Genomic DNA, 13,527 nt, shown 5'->3' with positions numbered 1-13,527 from the left:
ATGTACTGACAGGCGTGTAACAAAGCCTGGAATCCAGCCGAAAAACGGAACCGAGAATCTATGAGTGACTACAAGAACACCCTGAATTTGCCGGAAACAGGGTTCCCGATGCGTGGCGATCTGGCCAAGCGTGAACCTGACATGCTGAAAAATTGGTATGACCAGGATCTGTACGGGATTATTCGTGCTGCCAAGAAAGGCAAAAAAACCTTTATTTTGCATGACGGCCCTCCGTATGCGAACGGCAGCATTCATATTGGTCACTCAGTAAACAAAATTCTTAAAGACATGATTATCAAGTCCAAAGGGCTTGCGGGCTTCGATGCGCCGTATGTTCCGGGCTGGGATTGTCATGGTCTGCCGATTGAGCTGAAAGTTGAGCAACTGATCGGCAAGCCGGGTGAGAAAGTGACGGCGGCTGAGTTCCGCGAAGCGTGCCGTAAATATGCCGCAGAACAGGTTGAAGGCCAGAAGAAAGACTTCATCCGTCTGGGCGTGTTGGGCGACTGGGATCACCCATACTTGACCATGGACTTCAAAACTGAAGCCAACATCATCCGTGCACTGGGCAAAATCATCGGTAACGGTCACCTGCATAAAGGTGCGAAACCTGTTCACTGGTGTACCGATTGCGGCTCTTCACTGGCTGAAGCGGAAGTTGAGTATTACGACAAAACGTCCCCGTCTATCGATGTGATGTTTAACGCCACTGACGCAGCGGCTGTGGCAGCGAAATTCGGTGCGGCTTCCTTTAATGGCCCGATCTCTCTGGTTATCTGGACCACCACGCCGTGGACCATGCCTGCAAACCGCGCAATTTCCCTGAATCCTGAATTCTCTTATCAGCTGGTTCAGGTGGAAGGCCAGTGTCTGATTCTGGCAACCGATCTGGTTGAAAGCGTGATGAAACGCGCCGGTATCGCAGAATGGTCTGTGCTGGGCGAATGCAAAGGTGCAGATCTTGAATTGCTGCGCTTCAAACACCCGTTCCTGGGCTTCGATGTTCCGGCTATTTTGGGCGATCACGTTACGCTCGACGCAGGTACGGGTGCTGTTCATACCGCACCGGGCCACGGTCCTGATGACTTTGTTATCGGCCAGAAATACGGTCTGGAAGTGGCTAACCCGGTTGGCCCGAATGGTTGTTACCTGCCGGGAACTTACCCGACGCTGGACGGCAAGTTTGTCTTTAAAGCCAATGATTTGATCGTCGAACTGCTGCGTGAAAAAGGCGCATTGCTGCACGTTGAGAAAATCACGCACAGCTACCCATGCTGCTGGCGTCACAAAACGCCAATCATCTTCCGCGCCACGCCGCAATGGTTCATCAGCATGGATCAGAAAGGCCTGCGTCAGCAGTCACTGGAAGAGATCAAAGGCGTTCAGTGGATCCCGGACTGGGGTCAGGCGCGTATCGAAAACATGGTCGCTAACCGTCCTGACTGGTGTATCTCCCGTCAGCGTACCTGGGGCGTACCAATGTCTCTGTTTGTTCACAAAGACACTGAGCAACTGCATCCGCGCAGCCTTGAGCTGATGGAAGAAGTCGCAAAACGCGTTGAAGTTGACGGCATTCAGGCGTGGTGGGATCTGAACCCTGAAGATATTTTGGGTGCAGACGCCGCCGATTACGTCAAAGTGCCGGATACGCTGGACGTGTGGTTCGACTCCGGTTCTACGCATTCTTCTGTTGTGGATGTGCGTCCTGAGTTCAACGGCCATTCCCCGGATCTTTATCTGGAAGGCTCCGACCAGCATCGCGGCTGGTTCATGTCTTCACTGATGATTTCGACAGCCATGAAAGGCAAAGCGCCTTACAAACAAGTTCTGACGCACGGTTTCACCGTGGATGGTCAGGGTCGCAAAATGTCCAAATCCATCGGTAACACCATCGCGCCTCAGGACGTGATGAACAAACTGGGTGGCGACATCCTGCGTCTGTGGGTCGCGTCAACGGATTACACCGGTGAAATCGCCGTGTCCGACGAAATCCTCAAACGTGCCGCGGATTCTTACCGCCGTATCCGTAACACCGCGCGCTTCCTGCTGGCGAACCTTAACGGTTTCGATCCGGCGCTGCACAGCGTAGCTCCGGAAGACATGGTCGTTCTGGATCGCTGGGCCGTTGGCCGCGCAAAAGCTGCACAAGAAGAGATCATTGCCGCATATGAAGCCTATGATTTCCACGGTGTGGTTCAGCGTCTGATGCAGTTCTGTTCCATCGAGATGGGTTCTTTCTATCTGGATATCATCAAAGATCGCCAGTACACCGCCAAAAGCGACAGCGTTGCACGTCGCAGCTGCCAGACCGCGCTGTATTACATCAGCGAAGCACTGGTTCGCTGGATGGCGCCGATCATGTCCTTCACAGCGGATGAAATCTGGGCTGAATTGCCGGGCCAGCGTGAGAAATTTGTCTTTACCGAAGAATGGTTTGACGGTCTGTTTGGCCTGACCGGTAACGAATCCATGAACGATGCGTTCTGGGATGAGCTGCTGAAAGTTCGTGGCGAAGTGAACAAAGTGATTGAACAGGCGCGTGCCGATAAACGTCTGGGCGGTTCTCTGGAAGCGGCGGTCACGCTGTATGCCGATGACGCTCTGGCGGCCGATCTGCGCTCACTGGGCAATGAACTGCGCTTCGTGCTGCTGACCTCCGGCGCTAAAGTGGCTGCGCTGTCAGAAGCTGACGAATCCGCTCAGCCAAGTGAATTGCTCAAAGGCCTGAAAATTGGTCTGGCAAAAGCAGAAGGCGACAAGTGCCCGCGCTGCTGGCATTACACCACTGACGTCGGCCAGAACGCGGAACACAGCGAACTCTGTGGCCGCTGTGTGACCAACATTGCCGGCGACGGCGAAGAGCGTAAGTTTGCATAATGAGTAAATCGATCTGTTCCACCGGACTCCGCTGGCTCTGGCTGGCGGTCGTGGTCATCATCGTGGATCTGGGCAGTAAGTTCCTCATCATGGGGAACTTCCAGCTTGGCGAATCCATGCCGCTGATCCCGTATTTAAACCTGTTCTATGCGCAAAACCACGGGGCAGCGTTTAGCTTCCTGGCAGATAAAGGCGGCTGGCAGCGCTGGTTCTTTGCTGTGATTGCACTGGCAATCGTCGTGGCGCTGGTGGTACTGATGTACCGCGGTACCGCGAAGCAAAAACTCAATAACATCGCGTTTGCGATGATTATCGGCGGGGCGTTAGGTAATTTGTTCGACCGCCTGTATCACGGCTTCGTGGTCGACTTTATCGACTTCTATGTCGGCAACTGGCATTTCGCGACGTTCAATCTGGCTGACAGCTTTATTTGCGTCGGTGCAGCGCTGGTCGTGCTGGAAGGTTTTCTGGCAAAACCTAAAGAAGCGGAAAAGAGCAAAGGATAAGTATGATGTCTCAACAGGTGAAACATGACAGCGCCGTGCTGGTGCATTTTACGTTGAAACTGGAAGACGGTTCGACGGCAGAATCAACCCGCGCTAATGGGAAACCCGCGCTGTTTCGCCTTGGCGATGGCAGCTTGTCTGACGCGCTGGAGAATCAGCTGTTAGGCCTGACGGTGGGCGATAAACGCGCCTTTACCCTTGCACCTGAATCGGCGTTTGGCGGCAAAAGCCCCGACCTGGTTCAGTTCTTTTCGCGCCGTGATTTCCAGGAAACAGGCGTGCCGGATGTCGGCACGATTATGCTGTTTTCCGGGCGTGACGGCAGCGAAATGCCGGGCGTGGTTCGTGAGGTGACGGAAGATTCTATCACTGTAGATTTCAACCATCCGCTGGCGGGCCAGCATATCGATTTCGATATTGAAGTGCTGGAAGTCGATCCGCAACTGGAGGAGAAGCATGCAGATATTGCTGGCTAATCCGCGAGGATTTTGTGCGGGCGTTGACCGTGCAATCAGCATCGTAGAACGCGCGCTGGAAATTTACGGCGCGCCGATTTACGTTCGTCATGAAGTCGTACACAACCGCTATGTGGTTGACAGTCTGCGTCAGCGCGGTGCGATTTTTATCGAGCAAATCAGCGAAGTGCCCGATGGCTCGATTCTGATTTTCTCCGCGCACGGTGTGTCTCAGGCCGTCCGTGCTGAAGCGAAAGCGCGTGATCTGACCATGCTGTTTGACGCCACTTGTCCCCTCGTGACTAAAGTCCATATGGAAGTCGCGCGTGCCAGCCGTAAGGGTACGGAAGCGATTCTGATTGGTCATGCCGGTCACCCGGAAGTGGAAGGCACAATGGGCCAGTACAGCAACCCGAACGGGGGAATGTATCTGGTCGAGGCGCCGGAAGATGTCTATAAATTGCAGGTGAAAGACGAAAATAACCTGTGTTTTATGACACAAACTACGCTTTCTGTTGATGATACGTCTGCGGTGATTGATGCGCTGCGCGAGCGTTTCCCAAAGATTATCGGGCCGCGTAAAGACGATATTTGCTATGCGACAACTAACCGTCAGGAAGCCGTGCGTACGCTGGCTGATGGCGCGGATGTCGTGCTGGTGGTCGGGTCGAAGAACTCTTCCAACTCCAACCGTCTGGCGGAACTGGCACAGCGCGTCGGTGTGCCTTCCTATCTGATCGACTCTGCGGCAGATATTCAGGAAAGCTGGCTCAAAAATGCGAAAAGCATTGGCGTGACAGCTGGCGCTTCGGCACCGGATATTTTGGTACAGGACGTGATCAGCAAGCTGAAAGCATTTGGTGGCCTCGATGTGATTAATATCGAAGGGCGTGAAGAAAATATTGTCTTCGAAGTGCCGAAAGAGTTGCGTGTTGATGTGCGTCAGATCGACTGATGAAACGCATAAAATTAAAAAACCGGCTCACGTGGCCGGTTTTTTTACGTCTTTTTTGACACCCGTTACGGGTTTTCGAGTCTGAAAAGGTTCTGCGGCGCGCCAACGGTCGCTGTTTTAGCGTGCAGCAGCGCTCCTTCCAGCGCGTGCGGGGCATTAAGGTTTTTACGCGCCGACGTGATAAATATCTCGGTCATATCCGGGCCACCAAAAGTGCAGCAACTAGGCTGCGTGACGGGCACGGGCAGGGTGTCCAGCGTCAGCAGTTCGCCCTGATTGATCTGCTGGCGCAGCAGGCATTTTGAGCCCCAGCAGGCAGTGATGAGCCAACCGTTTTGCGTCAGCGCCGAGCCGTCGGGGATTTTATCGCCGGAGGAGAAACAGGAAATTTTCAGAGGATTGATGCGGCGGGCGTTAGCGGAATAAAAGCGGTTTTTCCGGCTGTCTGCAAACCAGACTTTGCCTTCATACCAGACCAGCGTATTGGTCGTCCCCACGTTATCGAGCATGGTTTCAGGCTTTTCATCCCCGGCCTCAAAGCGGTACCACGCGCCGGTCATCTTTTCTTCTTCAATATCCATCGTGCCAAACCAAAGTGAGCCATCAGGTGCGACAGCGGCTTCGTTGGGGCGCGTTCCTTCCGCGCCGGGATAATCGCAGAGTTTCTGCCGGGTTTGAGATTCGTAATCGTAGAGGTGAACGCCGTCCTGAGAAATCAGCAAAAAGACGTTACGCTTTTGCGTTAACAATACGCCGCTGGTCAGGGAGGGGAGTTCGTGAATTTCAGTCTGGCCGGAAGCTGGCCAGTAACGTAATACGCGCTGAGCCAGGATATCGACCCACAATAATGACTGGGTGCGCTGGCACCAGACGGGAGTTTCACCCAATTCGGCTCGATAGTCGCCTACGGCAGTTATGTCGGACCGGAAAAATGCTGACATCGCAAAGCTCTCCTGCTGGCTGCAAAGTGGATATAGCGAAAAACTGTCTGTATTCAGTCTAGTCTGGCTTTGCCCGCAGGGATTAAGAATGGTGTAAAAAGAAAGGGCCAGCCCGTCAATAAGACGTAAAGCTGGCCCCTGAAGTTCAATCGTTAAGGCTTAGAAGTCGTATCTCAGACGGATCAGGTTCATGTCGCCGAGGTTATCGGTAGAAGACGTGAACACATGTTCGTAATCAACACGGAAGCCGTAATCGAGCTGGAAGGACACACCCAGACCGTTATCGATACGCTGATAATTGCGGCCAGTCACATAGGTCAGACGGTCACCCATGAAGTATGGCTGAATGGTTTTCACAGCGAACTGGTTGATTGGGAAAGCGTAACCCAGGAAGTATTCCAGACCGTATGCATCGCCTGCGAAGAAGTGATCTTCGGTTTTCAGGCCGGTGGTCAGGAAGTCATGGTAATAACCGCCACCGAAGGACGCTGTCCAGTTGCCTGGTTTCCAGCTCAGAGCGGTACCAACGATGCTCTGATTGTAGTCTTTGGAGGTGTTGTTATTTGGATTTTTCATTTCTGCGTCGGTGTAGTTGTACGCAGTACCCCATGTCAGTTCTTTGGTGATGTGGTAATCCACACCCACAGAACCGCCGCCATTACGTTTATAACGCAGGCTGTTTTTACCGGTCAGCAGATCGTTATCTGAGAACAGGTAAGAGGCATACACATCAGCATCGCCGAAGGTATTTTTGTATTTAAGCATCTTACGTGAACGGTAAGAACCGTCGTAGTCGCCGTTAACACCGTTGCCTGGTGCCTGAGCGAGCATGTCGTAGTCCCAGATATCGGTTTTCGCACCAACAACATCATAATAAACGCTGTTTTGCTGGCCGAAAGTCAGCTGACCGTAGGTTTTGCTTTTCAGACCGGTGTACAGCATACGACGGGTGGTGTTATGCGCGCCGGCAGCGTAGTGATTATCCCAGCCAGTCAGCGCAGGAATATTCACACCCAGCTCGTAATAGTTAATCCAGCTGATGTCATCAAACAGATAGTAGTCAGTGGAGAAACGGAAACGAGTACCGCCGTCAAAACCGTTGGTTTTATAGTTTTTGACGCCGTTCTGGAACTGGAACTGTGGACGAATACTGCCGCCAACCTGGAATTGCAGACGGCTCAGCGGATCGTTAGGCTGTGGGTCTTGTTTAATCAGGGTGATTTCTGCGTGTGAAGCAAAGGAAGCCAGACCGAACAACAGGCCAGCGGTCGCCACTTGCGTGACTTTGTTTAGTTTGAATTTCATGTTAAGTCCCTGCGCCAATATACTTACCCGGAAGAACCGGTATGTGAACTGGCGATGTATTTTTATTATTTCCCCTTACCGGTAACTGTCTGGTCAGGGTGAAGACGCGCCTCATGGATCCAGGCTACTTATTTTAGCGATCCTAAAATCAAATTTAGGAGGTTAAAATTAGGTGGCTATTTATTATCACAATCATTGATTTTATCAATATTATTTCACCACATATAATAAAAATTTAATGTTTCAGATCTAAGAAATAGCGTGTTTGTTCTTTTATTTGTCTTACGTGGTGGGGAGATACAGTGGTGATTATTGCTAACGTGGACTATTCCTGCGGCGCAAGAATGCTGTAATAAAGAGGGAAGTTCATTGAGTTCTCATGAAAGCCGGATAAGGTGCGACATTAGGTGCAGAACTGATGTCAGACGTTTATGCACTAAAGTGAATGATTATGCGAAGTACCCGGATGAAGAATTTTAAGGCGCATTTCTCAATCAGTTCCGCTTTTACGAACCGTTTAACACAAAATCTTAGATTGCGTAACCTGAAAACAGATGGCTTTTACTGATGTTAACGGACCTATATCATAATTTTCTAATTATGAGGCAATTTCTCTGGCTCCTGGATCGCAGGGTCGATAACCTGATTCTGTTTCACGGCAGAACGACTATAAGAAGAGAGTAGTAATTATGAGTAACGCTGATATTCGCATGGCTATCGTTGGCGCAGGCGGTCGTATGGGCCGGCAACTGATTCAGGCCGTCACTGATACTGACGGCGTGGTATTGGGCGCGGCGCTGGAACGTCCGGGTTCTTCCCTGGTCGGAGCCGATGCGGGCGAACTGGCGGGAACCGGTACATCCGGTATCCGGGTGAATGATGACCTCGATGCGGTGGCGAATGACTTCGATATTCTGATCGACTTCACCCGCCCGGAAGGCACGCTGGCGCACCTGGCTTTTTGCCAGAAACACCATAAAGGTATGATTATTGGCACTACGGGCTTCGATGACGCCGGTAAGGCCGCAATTAAACAGGCTTCAGAGAGCATTCCTGTGGTTTTTGCCGCTAACTTTAGCGTGGGCGTCAACGTCGTGCTCAAGTTACTGGAAAAAGCCGCAAAGGTAATGGGCGATTATACGGATATCGAAATTGTGGAAGCGCATCACCGCCACAAAGTGGATGCGCCTTCCGGCACCGCGCTGGCGATGGGCGAGGCGATTGCTGATGCGCTGGGCCGTGATCTGAAAGACTGCGCAGTGTATGCCCGCGAAGGACATACCGGCGAACGTGATCCGAAAAGCATTGGTTTTGCGACCATCCGCGCCGGGGATATTGTCGGTGAACACACCGCGATGTTTGCAGATATCGGTGAGCGCGTAGAGATTACGCACAAGGCTTCCAGCCGCATGACATTCGCAAATGGCGCAGTTCGTGCAGGAAAGTGGCTTTCCTCGCATAAAAATGGCATTTACGACATGCGGGATGTGCTTGGGTTAGATGATTTATAGAATTTGATTTAGATGTGATGTGGTTGTTTTGGTCATAATGTTTTGATAAAAGGGCAGTTCCTTGATTGCCCTTCTCTTTTTTATTCTAAAATATCGATTTTGACTGTGATTTCCTTCCTGATTGCCATTTCTATAAATATTCATGCTTAATGCCCCTCCTGGTGTATGCTTTTTAAACAATGCAACTCCTCCGGTTTGTAATAATCTCGTTTACATCACCCTTTTCCAGACATCCCCTTCCGCAAACGGTTACTATACTGACTTGAGCTATGTTTTTATGGCAGTGACAGAGGCTTTTCGCTGAGTTGTGCAAAAAACAAAGAAATATTGGTGCTTTTAGTAGACAAACCCCATCGCCCTCTCTAAAATGCCGCCGTTTGCCAAAAATTGGCTTTGGGAGCGATTTTTGCATTGATTTAGATCTCGTTATCTGAATTAATATGCAAATATTGTGATTTATTATTCTTGGAGGATGCTTTGATAAAGTCAGCGCTATTGGTTCTGGAAGACGGAACCCAATTCCACGGTCGGGCCATCGGGGCAGAAGGGTCGGCAGTGGGGGAAGTGGTCTTCAATACGTCGATGACCGGTTATCAAGAAATCCTCACTGATCCTTCCTATTCCCGCCAAATTGTCACTCTCACTTATCCCCATATCGGTAATGTCGGCACCAATGCCTCTGATGAAGAATCCTCCGCAGTACACGCTCAAGGTCTGGTCATTCGCGATTTACCTCTGATTGCCAGCAACTACCGCAGTGAAGAAAACCTCTCTGATTACCTTAAGCGCCATAACATCGTGGCCATCGCCGATATTGATACCCGTAAACTGACCCGCCTGCTTCGTGAAAAAGGTGCGCAAAATGGCTGCATCATCGCGGGCGATTCACCGGATGCTCAGCTGGCGCTGCAAAAAGCCAAAGCATTCCCGGGGCTGAAAGGCATGGATCTGGCAAAAGAAGTCACCACCGCGGAATCCTACAGCTGGCAGCAAGGCAGCTGGACGCTCGAAGGTGAGTTGCCTGAAGCCAGGAAAAATGAAGAATTACCGTTCCACGTTGTGGCCTATGACTACGGCGCGAAACGCAATATCCTGCGTATGCTGGTAGATCGCGGTTGCCGCCTGACGGTGGTTCCGGCGCAAACTCCGGCGGCCGACGTGCTGAAACTCAATCCGGACGGCATCTTCCTGTCCAACGGCCCGGGTGACCCGGAGCCTTGCGATTACGCCATCGCCGCGATTAAAGCTTTCCTCGAAACCGACATTCCGGTGTTCGGCATCTGCCTCGGTCATCAGTTACTGGCGCTGGCCAGCGGCGCGAAAACGCTGAAGATGAAACTCGGCCACCACGGCGGTAACCACCCGGTTAAAGATATCGATAACAACGTAGTGATGATTACGGCGCAGAACCACGGCTTTGCGGTAGATGAAAATAATCTGCCTGCGAACCTGCGCGTGACGCACAAATCGCTGTTTGACCACACCGTTCAGGGCATTCACCGCACCGATAAAGCGGCGTTCAGTTTCCAGGGACACCCGGAAGCCAGCCCGGGCCCGCACGATGCAGCGCCATTGTTCGATCATTTCATCGAACTGATTAACGCTTACCGTGCTTCTCATAACAACAACGCCACTCTTATAAGCAAATAAATCAGGAGCGAATAAAAAATGCCAAAACGTACAGACATAAAAAGCATCCTGATTCTGGGCGCAGGCCCGATTGTTATCGGCCAGGCGTGTGAGTTTGACTATTCCGGCGCACAGGCGTGTAAAGCGCTGCGTGAAGAGGGTTACCGCGTCATTCTGGTGAACTCCAACCCGGCAACGATTATGACTGACCCGGAAATGGCTGATGCGACGTACATCGAGCCGATTCACTGGGAAGTTGTGCGCAAGATTATTGAGAAAGAACGTCCGGACGCCGTGCTGCCAACCATGGGCGGCCAGACTGCACTGAACTGTGCACTGGAACTGGAACGTCAGGGCGTGCTGGCAGAATTCGGCGTGACCATGATTGGCGCGACCGCAGACGCCATTGATAAAGCCGAAGACCGTCGCCGTTTCGATATTGCGATGAAGAAAATCGGCCTTGATACCGCTCGTTCAGGCATTGCGCATACCATGGAAGAAGCGCTGGTGATCGCGGCTGACGTCGGTTTCCCGTGCATCATTCGTCCTTCATTCACCATGGGCGGCACCGGTGGCGGTATCGCTTACAACCGTGAAGAATTTGAAGAGATTTGCGAACGCGGTCTGGATCTTTCCCCAACCAAAGAGCTGCTGATTGATGAGTCGCTGATTGGCTGGAAAGAGTACGAGATGGAAGTGGTGCGTGATAAAAACGACAACTGCATCATCGTTTGCTCAATCGAAAACTTCGATGCGATGGGCATCCACACCGGTGACTCCATCACCGTGGCACCCGCGCAGACCCTGACCGACAAAGAATACCAAATCATGCGTAACGCCTCGATGGCGGTACTGCGTGAAATCGGCGTAGAAACCGGCGGTTCCAACGTCCAGTTCTCGGTGAACCCGAAAAATGGCCGTCTGATTGTTATCGAGATGAACCCGCGCGTATCCCGTTCTTCCGCGCTGGCCTCTAAAGCGACCGGTTTCCCGATCGCCAAAGTGGCGGCGAAACTGGCGGTGGGTTACACCCTCGATGAACTGATGAACGACATCACCGGCGGCAAAACGCCTGCGTCGTTTGAACCGTCCATTGACTATGTTGTGACGAAAATCCCACGCTTCAACTTTGAGAAATTTGCCGGTGCAAACGACCGTCTGACCACGCAGATGAAATCCGTTGGCGAAGTGATGGCGATTGGCCGCACCCAGCAGGAATCGCTGCAAAAAGCCCTTCGCGGTCTGGAAGTGGGCGCAAGCGGCTTCGACCCGAAAGTGAGCCTGGACGACCCGGAAGCGCTGACGAAAATCCGTCGCGAGCTGAAAGAAGCGGGCGCGGAGCGTATCTGGTACATCGCTGACGCCTTCCGCGCCGGGATGTCCGTTGATGGTATCTTCAACCTGACCAACGTCGACCGCTGGTTCCTGGTGCAAATTGAAGAGCTGGTGAAACTGGAAAATGAAGTCGCCGAAGGCGGTTTCAACATACTGACGCCGGAATACCTGCGCATGCTTAAACGCAAAGGCTTTGCTGACCTGCGCCTGGCTAAACTGGTGGGTGTATCCGAAAGCGAAGTGCGCAAACTGCGCCACAAATACAATCTGCACCCCGTTTACAAACGTGTGGATACCTGTGCGGCTGAATTCTCAACTGACACGGCGTACATGTACTCCACGTACGAAGAAGAGTGCGAATCCAACCCGACTAACGACAAACCAAAAATCATGGTGCTGGGCGGCGGTCCGAACCGTATCGGTCAGGGCATTGAGTTCGACTACTGCTGCGTACACGCCTCACTGGCGCTGCGTGAAGACGGTTACGAAACCATCATGGTCAACTGTAACCCTGAAACAGTTTCTACCGACTACGACACTTCTGACCGTCTGTACTTCGAATCTGTCACGCTGGAAGACGTGCTGGAAATCGTGCGCATCGAGCAGCCGAAAGGTGTCATCGTGCAGTACGGTGGACAGACTCCGCTGAAACTGGCGCGGGAACTTGAAGCCGCTGGCGTACCGATTATCGGCACCAGCCCGGACGCCATTGACCGCGCCGAAGACCGCGAACGTTTCCAGCAGGCGGTTAACCGTCTGGGCCTGAAACAACCGGCTAACGCCACGGTAGCGACCATCGAACAGGCTGTCGAAAAAGCAGCAGGCATCGGTTATCCGCTGGTGGTTCGTCCTTCGTATGTTCTGGGCGGCCGCGCAATGGAAATCGTGTACGACGAAATCGACCTGCGCCGTTACTTCCAGAATGCGGTCAGCGTGTCCAACGATGCGCCGGTATTGCTCGACCGCTTCCTGGATGATGCTGTTGAAGTGGACGTCGATGCAATCTGCGACGGCGAGCGCGTGCTGATTGGCGGCATCATGGAGCACATTGAGCAGGCTGGCGTTCACTCCGGTGACTCCGCATGTTCTCTGCCTTGTTACACGCTGAGCCAGGAAATTCAGGACGTGATGCGTCAGCAGGTTGAGAAACTGGCCTTCGAGCTGAGCGTTCGCGGCCTGATGAACGTCCAGTTCGCGGTGAAAAACAACGAAGTCTACCTGATTGAAGTTAACCCGCGCGCCGCACGTACCGTCCCGTTCGTGTCTAAAGCGACCGGTGTGGCGCTGGCGAAAGTGGCCGCCCGCGTCATGGCAGGCCAGACGCTGGCGCAGCAAGGCGTGACCGAAGAAGTCATCCCGCCTTACTACTCCGTCAAGGAAGTGGTGTTGCCGTTCAACAAATTCCCTGGCGTTGACCCGATTCTCGGGCCGGAAATGCGTTCTACCGGTGAAGTCATGGGCGTTGGCCGCACCTTCGCAGAAGCGTTCGCGAAAGCGCAGCTGGGCAGCAACTCCGGCATGAAGAAAGCCGGTCGCGCATTGCTGTCTGTGCGTGAAGGCGACAAAGGCCGCGTGGTGGATTTGGCCGCGAAACTGCTTAAACGCGGTTTCGAGCTGGATGCGACACACGGTACGGCGGTGGTGTTGGGTGAAGCCGGGATTAACCCGCGCCTGGTCAACAAGGTGCATGAAGGCCGTCCGCATATTCAGGACCGTATCAAGAACGGTGAATATGTGTACATCGTCAACACCACGGCGGGCCGTCAGGCGATTGAAGACTCCAAGCTTATCCGCCGCAGTGCACTGCAATACAAAGTGCATTACGACACCACGCTGAACGGCGGTTTCGCCACGGCGATGGCGCTGTCTTCTGACCCGACTGAGCAGGTGATTTCAGTGCAGGAAATGCACGCGAAAATCAAAGGCTGATGGCATAATTGCCAGATGAAAGGCGCGGCGAAAGCTGCGCCTTTTTCATTTTATGCATCCGGTTTTCCCCCGAATGCCGAAAGT

9 protein-coding genes are annotated in these 13,527 nt (G+C 52.7%); 7 read left to right on the top strand and 2 right to left on the bottom strand.

The genetic code is table 11. From position 1 onward, the window contains the following. The first annotated feature begins 60 nt into the window (after nt 1–60). Genes ileS through ispH form a run of 4 tightly spaced genes read left to right on the top strand, consistent with a single transcriptional unit; the run spans nt 61 to nt 4,793 of the window. Nucleotides 61–2,877 carry an isoleucine--tRNA ligase gene (gene ileS, locus J8X26_RS02035; protein ID WP_208950027.1) on the top strand — a complete coding sequence of 939 codons (2,817 nt, stop codon included), beginning with the start codon at nt 61–63 and terminating at the stop codon, nt 2,875–2,877. After that, nucleotides 2,877–3,383 (top strand): signal peptidase II, encoded by a 507-nt coding sequence (lspA, locus tag J8X26_RS02030; RefSeq protein ID WP_101075118.1) that lies wholly within the window; start codon nt 2,877–2,879, stop codon nt 3,381–3,383. Before ileS ends, lspA begins: the two co-directional genes overlap by 1 nt. A gap of 5 nt (nt 3,384–3,388) precedes the next feature. After that, entirely contained in the window at nt 3,389–3,859 is a 471-nt protein-coding gene (fkpB, locus tag J8X26_RS02025) for an FKBP-type peptidyl-prolyl cis-trans isomerase (RefSeq protein ID WP_152325364.1), read from the top strand. After that, on the top strand, nt 3,840–4,793 hold the full coding sequence (gene ispH, locus J8X26_RS02020; protein WP_152325174.1) for a 4-hydroxy-3-methylbut-2-enyl diphosphate reductase: 954 nt from the start codon (nt 3,840–3,842) through the stop codon (nt 4,791–4,793). Before fkpB ends, ispH begins: the two co-directional genes overlap by 20 nt. Nucleotides 4,794–4,858: 65 nt before the next feature. Here the strand turns inward: ispH and J8X26_RS02015 are convergent, their stop codons facing one another. Both J8X26_RS02015 and J8X26_RS02010 read right to left on the bottom strand, forming a co-directional pair. Continuing rightward, nucleotides 4,859–5,734 (bottom strand): SMP-30/gluconolactonase/LRE family protein, encoded by an 876-nt coding sequence (locus J8X26_RS02015; RefSeq protein ID WP_208950026.1) that lies wholly within the window; start codon nt 5,732–5,734, stop codon nt 4,859–4,861. Nucleotides 5,735–5,893: 159 nt separating this feature from the next. Beyond that, nucleotides 5,894–7,039, bottom strand: a complete 1,146-nt coding sequence (locus J8X26_RS02010; RefSeq protein ID WP_152325172.1) for a porin — start codon at nt 7,037–7,039, stop codon at nt 5,894–5,896. A gap of 689 nt (nt 7,040–7,728) precedes the next feature. Here J8X26_RS02010 and dapB point away from each other — a divergent pair. The 3 genes from dapB (at nt 7,729) to carB (ending at nt 13,443) form a co-directional block, all read left to right on the top strand. Next, nucleotides 7,729–8,550 carry a 4-hydroxy-tetrahydrodipicolinate reductase gene (gene dapB, locus J8X26_RS02005; RefSeq protein ID WP_208950025.1) on the top strand — a complete coding sequence of 274 codons (822 nt, stop codon included), beginning with the start codon at nt 7,729–7,731 and terminating at the stop codon, nt 8,548–8,550. 477 nt (nt 8,551–9,027) lie between these two features. Then, a complete protein-coding gene (carA, locus tag J8X26_RS02000; protein WP_208950024.1) occupies nt 9,028–10,200 on the top strand; it encodes a glutamine-hydrolyzing carbamoyl-phosphate synthase small subunit in 1,173 nt (390 codons plus the stop codon). Nucleotides 10,201–10,218: 18 nt separating this feature from the next. Then, complete coding sequence (gene carB / locus J8X26_RS01995; RefSeq protein WP_152325169.1) at nt 10,219–13,443, top strand: carbamoyl-phosphate synthase large subunit; 3,225 nt, start codon at nt 10,219–10,221, stop codon at nt 13,441–13,443. Nucleotides 13,444–13,527 lie beyond the last annotated feature (84 nt).

This window comes from Rahnella sp. ChDrAdgB13 (assembly GCF_017655185.1).
Classification (GTDB): domain Bacteria; phylum Pseudomonadota; class Gammaproteobacteria; order Enterobacterales; family Enterobacteriaceae; genus Rahnella; species Rahnella contaminans.
Note: the sequence above shows the minus strand (reverse complement) of the source record. Positions and strands in the feature narration are given on the sequence as shown.

What these genes read in the sequence shown, in the direction of transcription:
- carB (WP_152325169.1), top strand. Translation starts at nt 10,219, where the DNA reads ATGCCAAAACGTACAGACATAAAAAGCATCCTGATTCTGGGCGCAGGC.
- fkpB (WP_152325364.1), top strand. Translation starts at nt 3,389, where the DNA reads ATGTCTCAACAGGTGAAACATGACAGCGCCGTGCTGGTGCATTTTACG.
- ileS (WP_208950027.1), top strand. Translation starts at nt 61, where the DNA reads ATGAGTGACTACAAGAACACCCTGAATTTGCCGGAAACAGGGTTCCCG.
- J8X26_RS02015 (WP_208950026.1), bottom strand. Translation starts at nt 5,734, where the DNA reads ATGTCAGCATTTTTCCGGTCCGACATAACTGCCGTAGGCGACTATCGA.
- dapB (WP_208950025.1), top strand. Translation starts at nt 7,729, where the DNA reads ATGAGTAACGCTGATATTCGCATGGCTATCGTTGGCGCAGGCGGTCGT.
- J8X26_RS02010 (WP_152325172.1), bottom strand. Translation starts at nt 7,039, where the DNA reads ATGAAATTCAAACTAAACAAAGTCACGCAAGTGGCGACCGCTGGCCTG.
- ispH (WP_152325174.1), top strand. Translation starts at nt 3,840, where the DNA reads ATGCAGATATTGCTGGCTAATCCGCGAGGATTTTGTGCGGGCGTTGAC.
- lspA (WP_101075118.1), top strand. Translation starts at nt 2,877, where the DNA reads ATGAGTAAATCGATCTGTTCCACCGGACTCCGCTGGCTCTGGCTGGCG.